Consider the following 19720-nt stretch of genomic DNA (forward strand, 5'->3'; position numbering starts at 1 on the left):
GAAATCGTAAAATGATTTTTGTAAAAAGTAAAATGGTTAAAAGTAAACTCGAAAATTACTTTACAAATTTGATGATCGCCATTTCTAATGCTAAAAATAACAGTGCAAAGATAATAAACCATTTCCAAATTTGGCTGTCTGTTCGCTCAGTTTGTAGTGTATTAAAAATGGTCGAAATAGTATCAGCGGTTTTAAAATCTGAAACTACATTTGTATTGATCTGACTTAAATCACTTTCGCTTCTTTTGTAGTTGAAACTCAGGTTTTCAATCCATTCTTTTTTATCAAAAATGCTATAATTTCCAGCTGTTTCAGGAAAATCATTGAATGTTAATTTTACTTTATTATTCAATATTTGCTGAATCGGAATAAAAGAATCTTCGTTTCCTTTTACTTCCAGAATAGCATCTTTTGTCAATAAAACATCTACAAAATAAGGCTGATTGTTACCAATTGTCAATACATTTACACCAGTTTTTTGGTTGTTTTGTCCCATTTTATAAAACAATGGAACTATTAAAGGTGATTGCTGAAAATTTGAATTCGTAGTATTTATTGGTGCCGAAAAAACGGTAATTCCAGAAACCGGATTTTGAATTGCAGTTACAAATATACTTTGATCTTCATAAGACAAAACAGCCGGATATGGGCTTGAAATGACAAATGAGTTTGTTGTTTTTGGATATTGAAAATTGGTGATTTTATTTTCAAAAACACCTGAAAACAATGGATGATCGAAGTTTATTTTGGTAATTAATTTGCTTTTATTTTCGAGAGATCCAAATTGAACTTTTCCAAAATTGCCTAAAAAAGAATTCAAATTTGAAATCGAACTTTTTTCAGAAGGAATTACAACCAAATTTCCGCCTTTGGTTACAAATGCTTTTAAAGTAGTTTGCAATGCTTGAGGAATTTCGACCAATTCATTTAAGATAATCGTATTTTGTTTATCTAAACTATTATAATCTAAACTGCTTATCGAATAATTGTTATAATTAAATTCTGCTGAAGTATAAATTCGGGATAAGAAATTGCTTTTTTCCGGTTCTCCAATACTAATAACATTCGTCTTTTTAGTTTTTGAAATGCTAAAAAACAGCTTATTATCATAAGTTAAACCATTGTCTTCAATAGTTACATATCCGTGAAAAGCTTCTTTTGGAATTGTAAAATTGATTTTCTTTTTCTTCGTGTCGAATTTGATAATCGTTTTTGCAATTAATTTATTCTGATTGTATAAAGCCATCGAAACAGGTTTGAAATCTTCTCCATAAGCAGATAAATTAACTGCGATTTCATAGAAATTTTCTAAAGTCTGATTGATATAAACACTGTCAATTGCAATATTATTTTTTTGTTCAGCTTCCGGAATAATAAAATAAGGTTTCTCTTCGCTATCAATGTTTTTCACATCTTTTTCGGCCAAACCAATAGCGTCTGTAATAATAACAATGTCTTTTTTATGTGCCGATTTATGCGCTTTTATCTTCGCCATAATTGAAGGAAGCTCAAATTGAGTTGCGCTGTAATTTAGATTTTGTAAGGCACTTTTAGAAGATTTTATATCCGTATTCCAGTAATTTTCAGTGTTGGTTAACAAGGAGAATTGTGTAGTTTCGGGAGTATTTTCTAATAATTCCTGAACAGCACGTTTCAATAATTCACCTTTTTTTCCTTTGGCTTGCATACTGAAGGAATTGTCCAGAATGATATACATTTCGTTTGAAGCATTTTTACTGTCTTTGGCTTCAAAAAAAGGTTGGGCAAAAGCCAAAATAATACACGTTAGCAATAATAAACGAGTTGCTAATAAAAGTCTTTTTTTGATTTTTGAACTTTTCCGAGTTTGTACAGCAAGTTCTTTTAAGAAGCGTACATTCGTGAAATAAGAGATTTTAAAACGACGTAATTGAAATAAATGTACCAAAATTGGAACAATCAATAAAAACAGAAAGTATAGAATTTCGGGGTGTTTAAAATGCATTCCGGCTTAGATTTACTTCACTACATTTTGTAGATGCTGGTCAAAAATACAAATTTTTCATCAAACCTTACAGGTAATATTGGTTAAACCATATAAGTTATATAAGATCATTTAATTTTTGCTAAATTAAGTCTTGCTTATAATTTCTTATATCACTTATATGGTTTAAATTTTGAGTCCAATAGTTTAAAAAATGTAACTTTTGAGAATTCTTTTGTAATAAATAATGAGTTTGCGAAAGATATTATTGAGTATTTTAGCATATTCAAAAAACAAATAAAAAATATGAGAAGATTATATATACTGCTTTTTGCAGTTTTTGCTTTCGTAAACTTACAAGCTCAGAACAAATTCAATTTATTGGTGGGAGCTTATACCAATACTTGCCAAAGTAACGGGATTTACGTTTATGAATTTGACGCTTCAACAGGGGATTTTAAATTAAAAAATTCATCTGAGAACGTAATAAGTCCAAGTTATTTATCCGTTTCTGCAGATAATAAATTTATATATGCTGTAAACGAAAATGGAAAGGAAAGTGCGGTAAGTGCTTTTAAATATGATTCAAAATCAGGGAAAGTTAGTTTTTTAAATAAAAATGATGCTTTAGGCGCTGATCCTTGTCATATAATTAATGATGATAAAAATGTAATTGTTTCTAATTATTCTGGTGGAAGCCTTGTTGTTTTTAAGAAAAAAGCAGACGGAAGTATTACTGAAGTACAACAATTAATTCAGCATGAAGGAAAAGGACCAAATGCTGGGCGTCAGGAAAAAGCACACGTACATATGGCTGTTTTCTCACCGGATAAAAAGTTTGTTTTGTCTAATGATTTAGGTTTGGATAAGGTTTTTGTATATAAATACAATCCAAATTCAGCAAATGAAATGTTGACTTTAAAAGGAAGTGTTGACGTAAAACCAGGAAGTGGACCAAGACATTTAACTTTTAGTAAAGACGGTAAATTCGTTTATTTGATTCAGGAATTAGACGCTACTTTGACGACTTTTAGTTACGATAAATCAGGAAGTTTAAAAAAGATTGCCGAAACAAGTATTTTACCAAAAGGTTTTACTGGCGGAACTGGTGCTGCAGCAATAAAAATTTCGCCTGACGGAAACTTTTTATACGTTTCAGATCGTGTAGATGCAAATTCAATTTCGGTTTATAAAATCCGTAAAAACGGTGGTATTGACTTGGTTGAACAAGTTAGCACTTTAGGAAAAGGCCCAAGAGATTTTGCGATTGATCCAACAGGAAATTACCTTTTAGTAGGACACCAATACACAAACGATATTATAATATTCAAAAGAGACAAAGCAACAGGAAAAATAACCGATACCGGTAAAAAAATAGAATTGTGTTCTCCGGTTGGGTTGGTTTTTACGAAAATATAGTTGAGGAAAGGTTCTGAGGTACTAAGTTGCTAAGGTTCTAAGTTTAAAATAAAAAAAGCTAAAAAAAAGGCGGAATTAAGTTATTTCTTAATTCCGCCTTTTTTTAGCCTTAGAACCTTAGCAACTTAGTACCTCAGAACCTTAAAAAAAACTATTTATCCTTATCTTTTCTTTTCTTATCTCTCGTTTTCAACATGTTTCGATTGACAGATCCGTGAGTTTTCTTTTTTGTTTTTGAAGGTCCTCCTAAGTTAACTTTCTTATTCTTTTTATCTTTTTCATGAAAAGCACCTTCACCTTTTAGGGTTTGTTTTTTCATTAAAAATTTAATCGGTTGTTTGTCTTTTTCAGGTTCAATTAGTTTAGCTGAAATTTCTACTTCTTCCGGAAATTCTGCTATTTCAAGTTCCTGATTCATTAAAACTTCAACTTCCACTTTAAACTCTTCTTCACGAGGCGTGATAAAGCTAATTGCTGTTCCTGTAGCATCTGCACGACCTGTACGACCAATTCTGTGCATATACAACTCAGGAAATTCTGGAAGTTCGAAGTTAATAACGTGAGAGATATTCGAAATATCCAAACCTCTCGCCATAATATCAGTAGTGATCAATCCACGAAGATTTCCTTCCTGGAATTCAGCCATTGTACTTAAACGATAATTCTGAGATTTATTGGAGTGAATTACTCCAAACTGACCTTCGAAATCTTCTTCGATTCGTGTATGAAGCATATCTGAAATCTTTTTATTGTTCACAAAAACCAAAACACGTTCCATGCTTTCGTTTGTTTCTAATAAATGTTTTAACAGATTTACTTTTGTATTAAAGTTTGGAACATTATAAGTAATTTGAGTAATGTTTTCCAACGGAGTTCCTGATGCAGCAAGTGTTACTTCTTCAGGAAAATCAAAAAAGTCATTCAAAACAGCATCAACTTCATCAGTCATTGTTGCAGAGAATAAAATGTTCTGACGTTTGGTTTTCATCATCGCCAAAAGCGCCGTTAATTGTGTACGGAAACCAAGATTCAGCATTTCGTCAAACTCATCGATAACTAATTTTTGAGTTTCATCAAAACGAATTACAGCATCAAGAGCTAAATCCATTGTACGACCTGGCGTTCCAACTAAAATGTCAACACCTTCGTAAACAGCTTTTTTCTGTGTATTAATATTTACTCCACCAAAAATACCAAGCGTCTTAACAGACATGTATTTGGTTAGTTTTTCAACTTCTTCTACAACCTGAACAACTAATTCACGAGTTGGAACCAGAATTACGATTTTAGGCGTATTGGTTGGTGTAAATTTGTATAATTTTAAAAGTGGTAGTAGGTATGCAAATGTTTTTCCAGTACCGGTTTGTGCAATTCCCATCATATCTCGACCAGACATAATAACTGAAAAAGATTTTTCCTGAATAGGAGTAGGCGTAACAAATCCTAATTCGTCGATTGCTTTTTGTACTGATTTTGGAAGATTGAATTTCTCGAAAGTGCTCATTTGCATTAAATTTTGTGCAAAGATAGCTATAAATAGCTGAAAAATCGATACTTCTTAGAAATTACGAAAGCTTGGGGTATTCGTATTTCTCAAAAAAGGGCTTTCAAATACTATAAAAAACGTTTTATTCGCAATAAAAGTTCGTTTGGATTAAACGGTTTTGCAATAAAATCGTCGACGCCCAATTCAAAAGCTTCTTCTACAGTATTTTCTTCTTCGCCAAGTGACGAAAGTGCTACAACACGAATGTCTTTGAAGTTTTTTTTAATATGACTTATGATTTCCAATCCGGATTTTAACGGAATTGTTATCGTTGTTATTACAAGATCAGGCATAATTGTCGCCATACGTTCTATGGCGTTAATTCCATCTTTTGCAATACTTATTTTGTAGCCTTCTTTTTTGAAAATGAATTTTAGAATTTCAATCGTCATTTCATCATTCTCAATAATCATAATTTTTTTTTCACTGGTGCTCATTTCTAAGGTTTATTTTTTATACAATTCTACTTCGTCAAGCATAACCATTGGCTTTTTGTTTTTACGTTTTCTCCAAACAGGTATTTCTGTTTGGTTTTCTATGATCACTTTTATCTTGGCAAAACTACTAAAGTCCTCATTTTTAGTTTCCCATGATTTTGTTGTAATTTCATTGTTTTCTGTTAAAATTTCACCATTCAATTCTTGTAAGAAATTCCATTTTTGATCTTTAAAACCATAGATTTTTATTTTTTTTGGTGTAAAAATCCAATGTCTCTGATCATTCAGAAAATTTAATTTTAAAGTATTAAAGTTTAATTTATTTGTTTCAATTTCAAATTCCGCATTGTTTTCATACCAGCCAATCCAGTTGATATTGAAATCTTTAAAACCTCGATTTCCATCTACTAAACTGTAACTTCCTTTTCCTTTAAACTCATTTGAAGGTTGTGTAATAAAATTTACTTTTAAATCTTCACCCAGATGAGTTGTGGTGTTTTTACAGATTTTCAGCCATTCTTTATAATAATTATCAGGAGAAAGTCCTCCTTCGCTCAATTCATAAATTCCCAAAGTATTACATGTTTTAGAGAATTTCAAAACTCTTTCGGTTAGTCCTTCGCGAACTTCTTTTTCTCCTTTATTATTTACGACAAACATTCCGTGTTGGTTTTTTCCATAAAACTTAGATTGCTCAAAAAAGGCAAATTCAAGTGCTAATCTTAATTTTTGAATTCGAAGACTTAAAACCGAATCCGTTTCAACAGCATTTGCCGCTTGCTCTAATAATGTATCGTATTGATCCATCGCTTCAGGCGTTAGAAACGTATTTCGGGCTTGAACCGGACCAGAATAAATGTCTAAATTCGCATTGCTTTTACTTTGATATTCTGCCAAGAGATTTAAATATTTATTGACAAATGGCGCTGCTTTTCCGTAGAAACCTCTTAAAAAATCAGAAGTTGTAGCTTCAATATTAATATCAGTATTCCACATTAATTTGGCCAAAAGATATTGTCTCAATTCTGAGAAATCTCCCGGAACATCTGCATATCCCTGAGCAAATATTCCTTTAACTTTATTCTGTTTGAAGAGTTTATAATTGCTCTGAAAAGGCTCAATATTTGGAAATGGTGACATATAATTTGAAAATTGTACTGTATAATCCCAAAGAAATAAATGCGGAGAAGTTACGCTCCAGTTTTCAAGTGTTTTTACAAATGTTGGCGAGTTTTGAACCGTAATTGCTTTTCCTCTGTTTAGCTCAATCGGGCAGAAAATCGTATAAATATTAGGTTCTATTTTTAGATTTACTGGCGGTTTAAGTGTGTGAAGATAAGCAAGCGTTGTGATTTTTGTTTTAGGAAAATGAGCTGCAATTTTATTCAAAAAATAATATAATGAACCTTGAGGACCGCCATATTTCTGGTTTATTTTTCGGCATTCTGTACATTCACAATAAACAACATCATCGTTTTGACTTACAGAATAGAATTGCGCATTTGGAGTTTCGGCAATAATTTTTGCCATTTTTTTCTCGACCAAATCGACAACAGTATCGTTGGTCATACATAATGATTCTGTATTTCGTTCGCCTTCGTATAAAGCAAAAAGCTTCGGATTACTTTTGAAATATTCTTTTGCCGGAACAAGCATATTAAATGAATGTCCCCAAATACCAAAATCCTCAACTTGCCAATCGAGTTTATGCCAATCTCTAAAATCTTCATCATAACAATCCGGATAAAAAAGCGCTCTGTAATCAAATGAAGGTTTCTCTATTTTTTTGGTGTTTTTTGCAAAAGTGACTTCTGATAGATTCGGAATATAAGTTTCTACGGAAGTAAATTTTCTAAACTCCCAAATTTCAAGTAAACTGTAAATGGCGTAACGCAAATATTTTTGATTTGGAGCAATTAAATAAATTGATTTTGAATCACTTTTTATAATGAATTCATTCGGATTTAGTTTTTCCGTATTCGAAATTTCTAAAATTATTTCAGATGAAGTATTATCTTTTTTACTTTCAGATGAAATTTCAAAAGATTTTTTGAAGGCTTTATCCAGATATGTTTTCAAAATTTTTGCTGCTTGCTGAGTATTTTCAGAAGTAGTAATAATTTTGTTTTTTTCGGTAATAATGATTTCAGATTGTGCCATCATATTGAAGGTGAACATGAAAAAAAAGAGAAACTGTAGGTATACGTGATGCTTTTTCTTCATGATATTTAAAATTTATATTGTAATAAAACCGCAAAATCAAGTTCGGTTTGGTATTTGTTTTTGGTGTATTCCTGTTCATTATCAGTGATTAGAAAGCCAAAAACATAATGGTTCTGTATTAATTTATAAAATCCTGCACTTAATCTATAAGAACTTAATGATTTTCTCATATCATATTCTGCAGCTCTAGTTCTATCGTCAGGCGAAGTTCCGTAACCGGCAATTAAAGTTACATAATCAAACTTTGTTTTGTAATAATAACGCGATGTTAAGATAAATGAAGGACTATCTTTTTGAATATAAGATCTAAAATTTAGCCAATAAGAACCAAGATATTTCCCAATTCCTATATTTAATGTTTTTAAATCGCTATTATCCTGCATTTTGATATACCGAACTCCTAAATCAGCTTCCCAACCTTTCTTGAAATTCTGAAAATACGAATAACCCAATCGCCATTCCGGAAAAGCGCTGTCTTTACTGTAAGCGACATCAATATATTGATAACTATTTTTTTTAGCAAAAAGATAAGATTCGGCCTCAAACTGGAGTCCGCTTGCCATAACCAAATTCGAAGACAGTCTTTTTGCATAGCTGACTCTGCCAATCAAACTTCCCCAAGCACGTTGACGCATATAATCTGCGCTAGCTAAATGCCACGGACCAACTCCGTCACGATCAATTGTAGTCAGATTATAATATGCGCCTACGCGATCGATATTAGTTTTAGAATATAAATCAAAAAGTCGCTGTTCTATATCTGGATCATGAGGAAATTTTGCCCGAATAGATTTAAGATATTTTGCCTCGTTTTTAGTGTCATTTTGCAATGAATAAAGCTCAATTCTTTTAAGTCTGAAATCTTTGTTGTCAGGATATAAATCAATTGCTTTATAAGTTGTGGTTAGCGCTTCGTCATAATTTTTGTCTTCTAAATCCATGTTTATGAGATAAAGAAAAGCGTCTGCATATCTCGGATTTTTATCAATTACATATTTGTAATAATATCTCGCGCTGTCTTTTTGTTTTGCTAAATCGTAATTTCGGCCTAAAGCCAAAGAAAAATCAACGTAATCCTGCGCAAGTTTTTTTCCTAATAAAGCTCTTTTTATATTCAGTTTATAATCAGGATGTGCGCTTTTCATGTCTTTTATTACAACGGTTAAAAGACTGTCTGTGTCAATTTTTTGTGCTTTAATAGTTTGATTCGAAAGTAAAAACAAACAGAAAAGCAGTCTTGCTATATTTAGAAGTTTACTATTTTTCATAATCAAATTATTTTTTAGCGGGTGATTCAAAACCTTTGCGAACCATAACGCCCCATTTTTGTTCTTTTTTTCTAAAAAAATGCCAATATCCAGTTAACGAAGCATAAATCGTAATAGGATGATAAACAAAAGGCTCAATAATCGCCATTCCAATAAGCGTAATAAGTTCTTTGTAACTCGCATAACTCTTATAAAGTACTTCGTCAATTAAGATCGATATTATGGTTATTGACAGATAAAAAAGATAGACTAAGAAACTGATAAGAAACAGAAATTGAAAGTTTATTATACCAAAGACAAAACTTGCGATTAACGTAATTATTCCCGTAAATTCGACAATTGGCACCAGAAATTCAAAGCTGAAAAAGAATGGTAAAATCAAGAATCCTGTTCGCCCATATTTTGGATTTAAAAACATTTTCCGATGTAAATACAAGGTTTGAACCAATCCTCGTGCCCAACGAATGCGTTGCCTTAAAAATATTTCTCTCGTGCTTGGAACTTCTGTCCAACAAAGCGATTCCGGAATGTATTTTATTAAAAAATCTTCTTTTGCGTCATGCATGTATTTTCTCATGCGCGTTATGAGTTCCATGTCTTCGCCTAAAGATTGATGCCAATATCCGCCGGCTTTTATAACAATATCTTTGTCAAACATTCCTAATCCGCCTGAAACTAGTAATAATCCGTTTATTTGGCTCCACGCCATTCGTCCAAACAAAAAAGATCGGACATATTCAAGCTCCTGAAAACGCGGATACCATTCTTTAGGATAATGTACTTTATACAAAAAACCTTCTTTAATGTCGCAAGAATTTGAAATTCTAATTCCTGCTCCGGTTGCAATAACGCGAGTTTCATTTTCCATGAACGGTTTTGCAAGCTTTAAAATTGTATTGCTTTTTAAGATACAATCAACATCGGTGCATAAAAATAAAGGATATTGCGAAGAATTTATTCCTGCATTTGAAGCGTCGGCTTTACTTTTTCCGTTTATTTTATCTACAATTAATAATCTTGAATAAACAGGATTTGTCGATTTATAATGTCCGCGAACAGGTTGCGTTACGATTTTTTCTTGGTAATAAAAATCAATTTTAACGAGATCAAATTCGGTTATTAATTTTTCGAGAGTATTATCAGAACTTCCGTCATTTACGATTATGATTTCAAATTTGGGATATGTTAGCGAGAGAAGCGATTTGACATTATATACGATGTTAACGCCTTCATTAAACGCCGGAGCCACAATAGAAACGCCTAAAATATGATTGGATCGAATTAGAACTTCTTCTTCGAGATATTTTTGATATTTTAAATGTTTTATAATCGCCCAATACGACAAAATGGAGAGAACTATATAAAACGAAATATAACCAATGGAAAAACAGGCGACAAAAATATCATAAACACGAATAAGATAGTATAGAAAATCATGTGTCATAGCTGTAATTTTCTAGTGTGATTAATCATTTTTTGAGTGTCCGAATCGTGCGCGCCTAAAGCATCGAGAGTTATGGAATCGAGTTTGTTTAAGCAAAAGACCATTTTTAGTTTGATATCTTTTATTTCTTGTTTTTCGATTTCATTTTTAAGAAAAGCAATTGTTTTTTCGGAACCAACTACGGCAAGAGCGTCTAATATTTCGATTTGAATTTCTATTGATTCAGTTGCGAAAATTTTAATCAATTCGTCTTCGGCTTCTTCTAAAAATAAATCTTGAATTGCCGTAATAACATCAATTTTTAGAGCTTTATCTTCATGATGAAGCAACTTTATTATTTGGGCAGATTTATTGGTATAATTATAGAAAACCATTGTCATAATCGCCAGTTTTAGAATCGTTGGATTTTCTGATTCTATCCAAAGATCTATTTGTGGCGGAATTGGTATTTTTTCTGCATGTAAAACATCCATGACTTTTATCGTGGTAATTATCGATACCTTAACAGGAATGTTGTTAATCGCCTGCCAATCGCCTTTTGATAAAGCCAGATAAGCAATATTGGCATTTGACCGAATAATTTTGTTGGGATGGAATAAATATTTTTTTATGAGCGAAATTCCGGGTTTGTATCCTAAAGATTGAAAATGATAAATTCCTTCGCATTTTTTATATTTTCTAAAATCCCGAATTAAACTTGCAGAGTAATGGTTTAAATTGAGTTGTTTGTAAATAATCAGAATGTTTTTGGCAGTTTGTCCTTTCAGATTACTTTTCATTCTAATCATATCTTCAATTAGCATTTCTTTGCACCAGGTACGATGTATCGGAATTTCAGATTTGAATTTGGCGATTTTGTATTTTAAAATATTTTTGTCCGGTCTTGATAAGGTAATTTCCGTCAGAAATTTTTCGGATTTACGAATAATGAGATGTCTGGAAGGCAAATTGTATTGATAATAGACTCTATTCAATACTAGAATAACGGCTAAAGATAAGGTTACGATTAAGAAAGACGGAATGATGTAATATTTTAAATCGAATATAAAATGTTCCATACAAAAAGGCTTTTATATGGTAATATTACGAAAAAAAAAGGAGAAAAACTAATGAAATCTGTTGGTTTTGAGGCTAAAATCCTTCAAAAACACCTAATCCAAAAAGTGCAAAATCATATTTAACAGGATCTTTTGCATCCATTTCTCTCAATTTTAAATCTAATTCGGCTAAAGCTTTTCCGTCGTTTTGCTTTCGCGAAAGCAAACTTAATTTTCTGGCAACATTTCCGGAATGAACATCTAGCGGACAAGATAATGCGGAAGGAGAAATGGTTTTCCAAATTCCTAAATCGACTCCTTTTGTGTCCTGACGAACCATCCAGCGCAAATACATATTGATTCTTTTTGCTGCCGAATTGTTTAAAGGATCTGAAATGTGTTTTTGAGTTCGTGGCAAATGATCGATTTCAAAAAAGATCTTTTTGAATTCGCTTATACTTTTTTGCAAACTGTCGGTTTCCTGATTTTTGGCAAAAACAGCTTCCAAACCATTATGATTTTTGTAGATATGTTGTAAACCTTTTATAAAACCTCCAAAATCTTTTCCATTAAAAGTACGATGAACAAAACTTTCCAGTCTTTCCAGATCTTCATTAGAATGCGACATAACAAAATCGAAAGGCGTGTTTCCCATTAATTCCATCATTTGGTGGGAGTTTTTAATAATCATTTTACGATTTCCCCACGCGATTGTAGCGCTCAGGAAACCAGCGATTTCAATGTCTTCTTTTTGCGAAAATAAATGCGGAATTTGTACAGGATCGCTTTCAATGAAATCTTGATTGTTATATTGTATGACTTTTTCGTCGAGAAATTCTTTGAGTTCTTTTTTATTCATTTCCTGGAATTTGTTTGGTGTAAAATCCGTCCTTTAAATCGTTCATTCGCATTTGCGGAATCGTGTAAAAATACTTTTCAAAATATTCGATTTGCTCTTTATTCACGCAAGGTAAATCACCATCGCCATTTGCCCAGAAAAATTCGTTGTTTATTGGCGAATTGTATTTTAGATTTCCAAGCTTAATAGTAGTAAACGCTGTATTGTTTTTTGTGTTTTTATAAGGAAAGACAATATTTTTAAACGAGAAATTACTGATTTCCAACATAAACTTATGATTCGAAAAATGATTTAAATTAACCGGTAAAAATAGAACGATAATAGTTGGAATGAGTGATATAATTAGTAACGCCTGAATCATTTTTTTGTTTTGTAGCACGCAAATAAGACAAAACAAAGAAAAGAACAATATGAAATTCATGAAAAATCGATATTGTGGCGATGTTACAAAAAGCAATAATAATTGCAAAACCATTATGAAATACAAAGTCCATATTGCTTTTTTATTTTGAAACTTAAAAATAAAATACGGAACAATTAGAATCAATAGAATACCAATTTTATTAAATAAGCCATTTAGTTTAGGCATTGATATCCATTGTAAAAACAAGTCATAATTTGACATTAAACTATATTGTTCGGCGGTGATAAAAAAGCCGTAATATTTGATCTGATCATAATAAAAACCTTCTATCGAATCAGGAATTGCATAACTTGCTGTAAGTGAAGTGAAAATCTTGGAAGGGAAAATAGGAGATCCGCAGATAATCATATTTTTTATTACAAAAACCGATAATACAAGCGTCGCTAATAAAAATGGTTTTAGAAGTTGTCTGGATAAAGTCTTAAAATGAAGCGCCAATAAAATTACTGGAAATATTGCAAAAGTTAATGTCGTGTTTTTGATGTAAAGCAAAAAAAGAACTAAAATCACGATTAGATTAAATATTTCCGGAGTTGTTTTTTTGAAATTTTCTAAGAAATAAAAGAAGAAAATAAAAGAGAAAACATAAACTGGAATATCTGGTGAAGGCGCGCTGATAAATTGGAAAAAGAAAATATTGAAAATTGGAAATAATCCAATAATCAGATAGCTTTTATTGTCATTTTTATAATACTCATTTAGTTTTTGAATGGAAAAAATGTTCCCTAAAAGCAGACAAAAACCACTTAAATCATTGAAGTTTTTATATAAAAAAGAAAAATTAAAAACACTTTGAGTAATATGCCAGCCGCTGGTTTGTCCTAAAAACAAATGCAGATTTACAAGACCTTTTACAAAGCCATATTCATTAAGCCATTTTATGGTTTGAATGTAATAAGATTCATTGTCAATTACGAATGGAACCGAAGCACATTGTGCAACAATTAATATCGAAATTAAAATCAAAACAATTTTTAAAGACTTTTGTAATTGCTTGAATTCAAATATAAATGATTTGTAAATTTCAAAAATAGGATTGCGAAACAAAACTATCAAGAGAATATTCAGAAATAACAAAAACACATGAAATTCAATGTTTATCCGACCAAAAATTGCCCAAATTGATGCCAGAATAGTTGCTGAGAATAATCCCAATATGGATGTAACAACAAAATTTCGATTTTTTAACCGAAGTACTTTGTCTGTTAAAAAACCTAAATTAATAGTGGTGAACAGGATATAAATCCAACTAATGAAAATTAAAATCATTAAGCAAGGATTTGTCCGTCAGACATTACCAATTTTCTATCGGCCATATTTGCAAGTTCTTCGTTGTGGGTTACGATGACAAAAGTCTGTCCAAATTCGTCACGAAGCTGAAAGAACAATTGATGTAAATTTTCGGCAGAATGTGTATCGAGATTCCCGGAAGGTTCATCGGCAAAAATAACGTCCGGTTTATTAATTAAAGCCCTTGCAACGGCAACACGTTGTTGTTCTCCGCCCGAAAGTTCATTTGGTTTATGATCAATTCGGTGTGATAATCCTAAAAAGGTCAATAGTTTTTTAGCTTCAGCTTCGGTTTCTGAAGGTTTTTTTCCGGCAATATAAGCGGGAATACAAACATTTTCTAAAGCTGTAAACTCAGGCAAAAGCTGATGAAACTGAAAAATGAAACCAAGATTTAAATTTCGGAATTTTGATAATGTTTTATCATTAAGTCCCAGAACATTTTGACCATTTATAGTCAAAGAACTATCTGTGTCAGCTTTCGAAGGTTTATCAAGTGTGCCTAAAATATGTAATAAAGTCGTTTTTCCGGCACCAGAAGCGCCAACGATAGAAACAATTTCTCCTTTTTTAATATGCAAATCAACTCCTTTAAGAACTTCAAGTTGGTCGTAGAATTTATGTATATTTTTTGCGTGTATCATTTTGAAACTGTTTCTACAAAGAAACAAAGATTCTCCCGATATAAAAATGAGTTGTAACAGAAATTTAAGAAGAGATTGATATAAATGATTATTAGGTTTTTTATTTTACATTTATAATAAACTATATAAAGAATGAAATTAAAATTTGGAATTCTGGGATTGGCAATAGTTGTACTTGCAATTTTTGTAAATGCAAAACTATATACTCAAGATCAATTTGTGGTGTATAAAGTAGATCTTAAAAAACAAGATTTAAAATTGTATTGGAAAAATGAAGCCGGACAAAATTTTGGAAGTATTCTAAATTTGAAAAATTGGACAGAAAAAAATAATTCATCACTAAGTTTTGCGATGAATGGCGGAATGTATAAAAAAGATAATTCGCCACAAGGACTTTATATCGAAAAGAAGAAAGTTTTATCTCCATTAGACACGACTAAAGCCGAAGGAAATTTTTATTTAAAACCTAACGGAGTATTTTATTTAACAACCGGGAAAACGGCAGAAATTTCCACAACTGAAAAATTTAAAAATAACGGAAAAATAGAATATGCAACGCAATCCGGACCAATGTTGGTTATTGATGGTGAAATTCATCCTGATTTTAAGAAAGGTTCAACTAATTTAAATATTAGAAATGGAGTAGGTATTTTGCCGGATGGAAAAGTAGTATTTGTGCTTTCTAAAAAAGAGATCAATTTCTATGATTTTGCTAATTATTTTAAAAGTTTGAGATGTAAAAATGCCTTGTATCTCGATGGATTTGTGTCAAGAGCTTATGTTCCGTCGGAAGATTGGATTCAGACTGACGGAAATTTTGGCGTATTATTTGCAGTAAGTGAGAAAAAGAAAAAGTAAATTAATTAGAGTTAATGTGTTAATCATGTTGGAATTACACAAGAAAAACATTTTTAGAAATAAATTACTTTGATTAATTCTTTTTAAATTCGAATAATATCTAAATACAAGAAGATGCAAGATTTAGGAATAACAAGTGAGGAAAGAACCAGAAAACTAATTCTAGGTTTACTTTTGGATGGAATAGGAATGTTAACTTATTCTGTTTTTGGATTTGCAGAATTTGGAGATATAATTTGGGCGCCAATTGCGGCTTTTATTATGACCAGAATGTATAAAGGTCGAGTAGGGAAAGTGGCAGGTATTTTGACTTTTGTTGAAGAGATATTACCTTTTACAGATATAATTCCGTCGTTTACATTAACGTGGATTTATACGTATTACTTTCAGAAATCTGGTAGAGATATTTAGTTTTTGAAAAGAAATCCGAGTCCCATATTTTTAAGCATTTTCTTTTCGAAATTCCAAAAGAAACGGAATTGTCCAAAAATGCTTCCTATTATAACTAGTAAAACCTGATAAATAGGGAAAATAATCAATAAACGAATTAAAGTAAACCAACCGCCAAAGTCTTCTTTGGTAATGCCAAGCCATACACAAAAAGGTTTAGACAAATACGCAGATGCCGATCCAGTAATGGCAAAAACGATAAGAATGATAATGGCTTGTACATTTGAGGTAATTCCCCAACGTTTCTTTAATCTATTCATGCTTTATTTATAACAATTACAAATATAGCAAGATTATCGCATTGGAACGTAACCGGCGAGCTTTTGTTTGTATGTATTTTGAAAATAAATCATATAATTATAAATCAAGTAATTTACTTCATATCCGTAATGAATTTCAGGTCGGTAATCAATGGTCATTTCGTATAAATTTGGATTGTAACGTTGTGGTTGTAAAGCTCTGATATTCCATTCCGTTACATACAGCCTATTTTTAATTTCAAGATAAGATAACGAATAATAATTTCTTGGAAGTGCTGTTGAAGCCAGCCACGTGCTAAAACCATTGTCAATAATAATAACTTCGTATTCAAGAGAATCATTCGCAATTCGTACAGTATCATTTACAGCAACTTTTGGAGTTGCTACAGGATTTGTTGCGCTAATATTTTTTGATGCAGTTGAACAAGCAATTATCGTAAACAGAAGAACTAATATGGAAAAGCATTTTTTCATGACTTTTATTTTCAATACTTTAAAATTACAATTAAATTTCAGAATAGGCTGTTAAGATTGTTATAATCTAATTTTTCGAGGTTTAAAATTCGACAATAAAAAAGCCATTTGCAGAAGCAAACAGCCTTTAATATTTTGCAGTATTCTAAAAAGCTTAGAGACTTAGAGCCTCAGAAACTCAGAACCTTTTATTTACTTCCAAACAATTTTCCAATAAATCCGGCTATTCCACCTTTTGTTTTTGTTACTACAAGAACATCGGCTACATCTACTTTTCCGTCAGCATTTTGATCTAAACCAAATTGCATTCCGTATTTAGAAATCGTATCCATAATTCCCGAGGCTTGTCCGCCATTTCCTGAGATAGCACCAATAATATCCGAAATATTGAAACTGCTGTCGTTAGGATCTTTGGCTTTGTTTACTAATGAACCTAAAATCTGCGGAATCATGCTTGCTGCAACACCAGAAGAAGCCTCGCTGCTTAATCCAAATTTTTCTCCAAGATTTCCTGTCACTTGTTGTGTTATTTTTTGCACAACCGGATTAGAACTGTCTATCGATGATGTTCCGCTAAATAAACTTGCAAGTTGTTCACCACCACCTTCTGAGGCGATTTTTTGCAATCCTGCAAAAATTGAAGAACTCGTTTCGCTTATTACAGCTTCATTGTGCTCATTTGGGATAGCAGAATTGTTTACTACGGCATCGCCTCCGTATTGTTGTACTAATTGTGTTAATTGTTCAAACATGATTTTTAGATTTAGATTAAACGACAAAATTACAAAAAAAAGAAAGGGATTTACTACAAAATTGTAGTAAATCCCTCTAAAGTTAATCTATTTTTTAATTACTTAGCTCAACAAAGTAATAATTTGTGAAGCTAATTCTGTTCCAATTCTGTCTTGTGCTTCTCCAGTTGCAGCTCCAATGTGTGGAGTCAATGAAATTTTAGTGTGCATTAAGATTGCCATTTCAGGTTTTGGTTCGCTTTCGAAAACATCTAAACCAGCAAAAGCAACTTTTCCTGAGTCTAAAGCTTTTACTAAAGCAACTTCGTCAATAACACCACCACGAGCACAGTTTACGATTCCAACACCATCTTTCATGATCGCCAATTCTTTCTCTCCAATGATGTAACCATCCTGAGCAGGAACGTGCAATGTAATGAAATCAGCTTCTTTAAATAAAGATTCTAGTGATTGAGAAACAATTGTAGTTGTGATAGATTGTCCGTCAAAAAACTCAACTTTTACATCTACAGACGGAATAAAACTATCTGCAGCGATAACTTTCATACCTAAACCAAGAGCCATTTTTGCAGTAGCTTGTCCAATACGACCAATACCAACAATACCTAAAGTTTTACCTCTTAATTCAGTTCCGTTTGCGTAAGCTTTTTTCAAACCATCAAAGTTTGAATCCCCTTCAAGAGGCATATTTCTGTTAGAATCATGCAAGAAACGAACACCAGAAAACAAGTGACCAAAAACCAATTCAGCAACAGATTCTGATGATGAAGCCGGAGTATTAATTACATGAATTCCTTTGCTTTTTGCGTATTCAACATCGATATTATCCATACCAACACCACCGCGACCAATAATTTTTAATCCTGGGCAAGCATCGATAATATCTTTACGTACTTTAGTTGCAGAACGCACTAAAACAACGTCAACATTATTTTCATTCACAAAATTAGCTACTTGTTCCTGAGCTACTTTTGTAGTTATAACTTCAAATCCACCTTTTTCTAAGGCTAGAATTCCACTTTTAGAAATTCCGTCATTTGCTAATACTTTCATTATAGTTTATGTGTTTATTTGTTTAATCGGTTAATCGTATAGATTAGATGATAAACATATATTATAATTTTTTCTTTTTTTGTTTTGGAGCTAATCCCGCTATTCGTTCCAATCTTTTATTTTTTTAAAGAAAAAAAATAAAAGGATTTCCACTTCTATCGGGGCTAGGATTTTAGGATTCAATTCAAGTTTTCGATTAAACAGTTAAACAAATTAACGATTAACCGAAAAAAAATTAAACTTTAGTTTCTAAAGCTTTCATTACATCAACCAATACCTGAACACTTTCGATAGGCATTGCGTTGTAAATAGAAGCTCTGTAACCACCAACAGAACGGTGTCCAGGCAATCCAGAAATTCCGGCTGCTTTCCATAAAGCGTCGAATGTTTCTGTATGATCAGCGTTGTTTAATAAGAAAGTAACATTCATTTTAGAACGATCTTCAACCGCTGCAGCACCTTTGAATAATGGGTTTCTGTCGATTTCAGCATAAAGTAAATCAGCTTTTGCATCGTTTAATTTCTCAACAGCAGCAACTCCGCCTTTAGCTTTAATCCATTGTAAAGTCAATAACGAAACATAAACAGCAAAAACAGGAGGAGTATTGTACATACTTTCTGCTTTAATATGTTTAGCGTAATCTAACATACTTGGAATTGTTCTTCCTGATTTCTCTAGGATTTCTTCTTTAACAACTACCAAAGTAGTTCCTGCAGGACCCATATTTTTTTGAGCTCCGGCGTAGATTAAGTCAAATTTAGAAAAATCTAAATTGCGGGAAAAAATATCAGAACTCATATCGCAAACAACAGGAATATTTGTTGCTGGAAAATCTTTCATTTGAGTTCCAAAAATAGTATTGTTACTAGTGCAGTGAAAATAATCAGCATCACTAGGAATTGTATAACCTTTTGGAATATGGTTGTAATTTTCTTCTTTTGAAGAAGCTACAACAACAGTTTCTCCAAAGTTTTTTGCTTCTTTTATAGCAGCAGTTGCCCAGGTTCCGGTATCTAAATAAGCGGCTTTTCCGCCTTCTTTCAATAAATTATAAGGAGCCATTAAGAATGCTGTACTTGCACCACCTTGTAAAAATAAGGCTTGATATCCTTTTCCTTCAAGGCCTAATAATTCTAAAGCAAGGGATCGAGCTTCGTCCATAACTGCAACGAAATCTTTGCTTCGGTGCGAAATTTCCAGAATAGAAAGTCCTGAATCATTAAAATCTAAAATTGCTTTTGATGCTTTCTCAAAAACTTCTTGAGGTAAGATACTTGGTCCTGCGCTGTAGTTGTGTTTTTTCATGGTTGTTGTTAAT

18 protein-coding genes are annotated in these 19720 nt (G+C 31.9%); 3 read left to right on the forward strand and 15 right to left on the reverse strand.

What is annotated here, in order from left to right:
- Positions 1 to 55 precede the first annotated feature (55 nt).
- A complete protein-coding gene (locus WN975_RS01775) occupies positions 56 to 1984 on the reverse strand; it encodes a BatA domain-containing protein (protein ID WP_337964935.1) in 1929 nt (642 codons plus the stop codon).
- 285 nt (positions 1985 to 2269) lie between these two features.
- On the opposite strand from WN975_RS01775, the gene WN975_RS01780 reads away from it, so the two are divergent.
- Positions 2270 to 3382 carry a lactonase family protein gene (locus WN975_RS01780; protein ID WP_337964936.1) on the forward strand — a complete coding sequence of 371 codons (1113 nt, stop codon included), beginning with the start codon at positions 2270 to 2272 and terminating at the stop codon, positions 3380 to 3382.
- Between the two features lie 151 nt (positions 3383 to 3533).
- Here WN975_RS01780 and WN975_RS01785 read toward each other — a convergent pair whose 3' ends face one another.
- From WN975_RS01785 to WN975_RS01825, 9 genes are all read right to left on the reverse strand, one after another.
- Positions 3534 to 4886, reverse strand: coding sequence for a DEAD/DEAH box helicase (locus WN975_RS01785; protein WP_099711569.1), 1353 nt, complete (start codon positions 4884 to 4886; stop codon positions 3534 to 3536).
- Positions 4887 to 4996: 110 nt separating this feature from the next.
- Positions 4997 to 5365, reverse strand: a complete 369-nt coding sequence (locus tag WN975_RS01790; RefSeq protein ID WP_337964937.1) for a response regulator — start codon at positions 5363 to 5365, stop codon at positions 4997 to 4999.
- Positions 5366 to 5374: 9 nt separating this feature from the next.
- Positions 5375 to 7588 (reverse strand): DUF4838 domain-containing protein, encoded by a 2214-nt coding sequence (locus WN975_RS01795; RefSeq protein ID WP_337964938.1) that lies wholly within the window; start codon positions 7586 to 7588, stop codon positions 5375 to 5377.
- Positions 7589 to 7593: 5 nt separating this feature from the next.
- Positions 7594 to 8856, reverse strand: a complete 1263-nt coding sequence (locus tag WN975_RS01800) for a YaiO family outer membrane beta-barrel protein (RefSeq protein ID WP_337964939.1) — start codon at positions 8854 to 8856, stop codon at positions 7594 to 7596.
- Between the two features lie 7 nt (positions 8857 to 8863).
- Positions 8864 to 10300 (reverse strand): glycosyltransferase, encoded by a 1437-nt coding sequence (locus WN975_RS01805; protein WP_337964940.1) that lies wholly within the window; start codon positions 10298 to 10300, stop codon positions 8864 to 8866.
- The gene (locus tag WN975_RS01810) at positions 10297 to 11358 is read right to left on the reverse strand and encodes a HEAT repeat domain-containing protein (RefSeq protein ID WP_337964941.1); all 1062 of its coding nucleotides are present in this window, start codon (positions 11356 to 11358) and stop codon (positions 10297 to 10299) included. The genes WN975_RS01805 and WN975_RS01810 overlap by 4 nt, the downstream gene beginning before the upstream one ends.
- 73 nt (positions 11359 to 11431) lie before the next feature.
- The gene (locus WN975_RS01815; protein WP_337964942.1) at positions 11432 to 12196 is read right to left on the reverse strand and encodes a TIGR02757 family protein; all 765 of its coding nucleotides are present in this window, start codon (positions 12194 to 12196) and stop codon (positions 11432 to 11434) included.
- Positions 12189 to 13889 carry a hypothetical protein gene (locus tag WN975_RS01820; RefSeq protein WP_337964943.1) on the reverse strand — a complete coding sequence of 567 codons (1701 nt, stop codon included), beginning with the start codon at positions 13887 to 13889 and terminating at the stop codon, positions 12189 to 12191. Before WN975_RS01820 ends, WN975_RS01815 begins: the two co-directional genes overlap by 8 nt.
- On the reverse strand, positions 13889 to 14554 hold the full coding sequence (locus WN975_RS01825) for an ABC transporter ATP-binding protein (protein WP_337964944.1): 666 nt from the start codon (positions 14552 to 14554) through the stop codon (positions 13889 to 13891). The genes WN975_RS01820 and WN975_RS01825 overlap by 1 nt, the downstream gene beginning before the upstream one ends.
- A 132-nt stretch (positions 14555 to 14686) precedes the next feature.
- On the opposite strand from WN975_RS01825, the gene WN975_RS01830 reads away from it, so the two are divergent.
- Both WN975_RS01830 and WN975_RS01835 read left to right on the forward strand, forming a co-directional pair.
- Positions 14687 to 15412 (forward strand): phosphodiester glycosidase family protein, encoded by a 726-nt coding sequence (locus WN975_RS01830; RefSeq protein ID WP_337964945.1) that lies wholly within the window; start codon positions 14687 to 14689, stop codon positions 15410 to 15412.
- Between the two features lie 114 nt (positions 15413 to 15526).
- A complete protein-coding gene (locus tag WN975_RS01835; protein ID WP_337964946.1) occupies positions 15527 to 15823 on the forward strand; it encodes a hypothetical protein in 297 nt (98 codons plus the stop codon).
- Here WN975_RS01835 and WN975_RS01840 read toward each other — a convergent pair.
- The 5 genes from WN975_RS01840 to serC form a co-directional block, all read right to left on the reverse strand.
- Positions 15820 to 16122: a diacylglyceryl transferase gene (locus tag WN975_RS01840; protein ID WP_337964947.1), complete on the reverse strand. Its 303-nt coding sequence runs from the start codon at positions 16120 to 16122 to the stop codon at positions 15820 to 15822. The genes WN975_RS01835 and WN975_RS01840 overlap by 4 nt on opposite strands.
- A 33-nt stretch (positions 16123 to 16155) precedes the next feature.
- The gene (locus tag WN975_RS01845) at positions 16156 to 16596 is read right to left on the reverse strand and encodes a DUF6146 family protein (protein WP_337964948.1); all 441 of its coding nucleotides are present in this window, start codon (positions 16594 to 16596) and stop codon (positions 16156 to 16158) included.
- Positions 16597 to 16784: 188 nt separating this feature from the next.
- On the reverse strand, positions 16785 to 17348 hold the full coding sequence (locus tag WN975_RS01850) for a hypothetical protein (RefSeq protein ID WP_337964949.1): 564 nt from the start codon (positions 17346 to 17348) through the stop codon (positions 16785 to 16787).
- Between the two features lie 102 nt (positions 17349 to 17450).
- Positions 17451 to 18401, reverse strand: a complete 951-nt coding sequence (locus WN975_RS01855) for a D-2-hydroxyacid dehydrogenase (protein WP_337964950.1) — start codon at positions 18399 to 18401, stop codon at positions 17451 to 17453.
- 235 nt (positions 18402 to 18636) lie between these two features.
- A complete protein-coding gene (serC, locus tag WN975_RS01860; protein ID WP_337964951.1) occupies positions 18637 to 19707 on the reverse strand; it encodes a 3-phosphoserine/phosphohydroxythreonine transaminase in 1071 nt (356 codons plus the stop codon).
- Positions 19708 to 19720: the final 13 nt, after the last annotated feature.

This window comes from uncultured Flavobacterium sp. (genome assembly GCF_951805225.1).
Taxonomy (GTDB): domain Bacteria; phylum Bacteroidota; class Bacteroidia; order Flavobacteriales; family Flavobacteriaceae; genus Flavobacterium.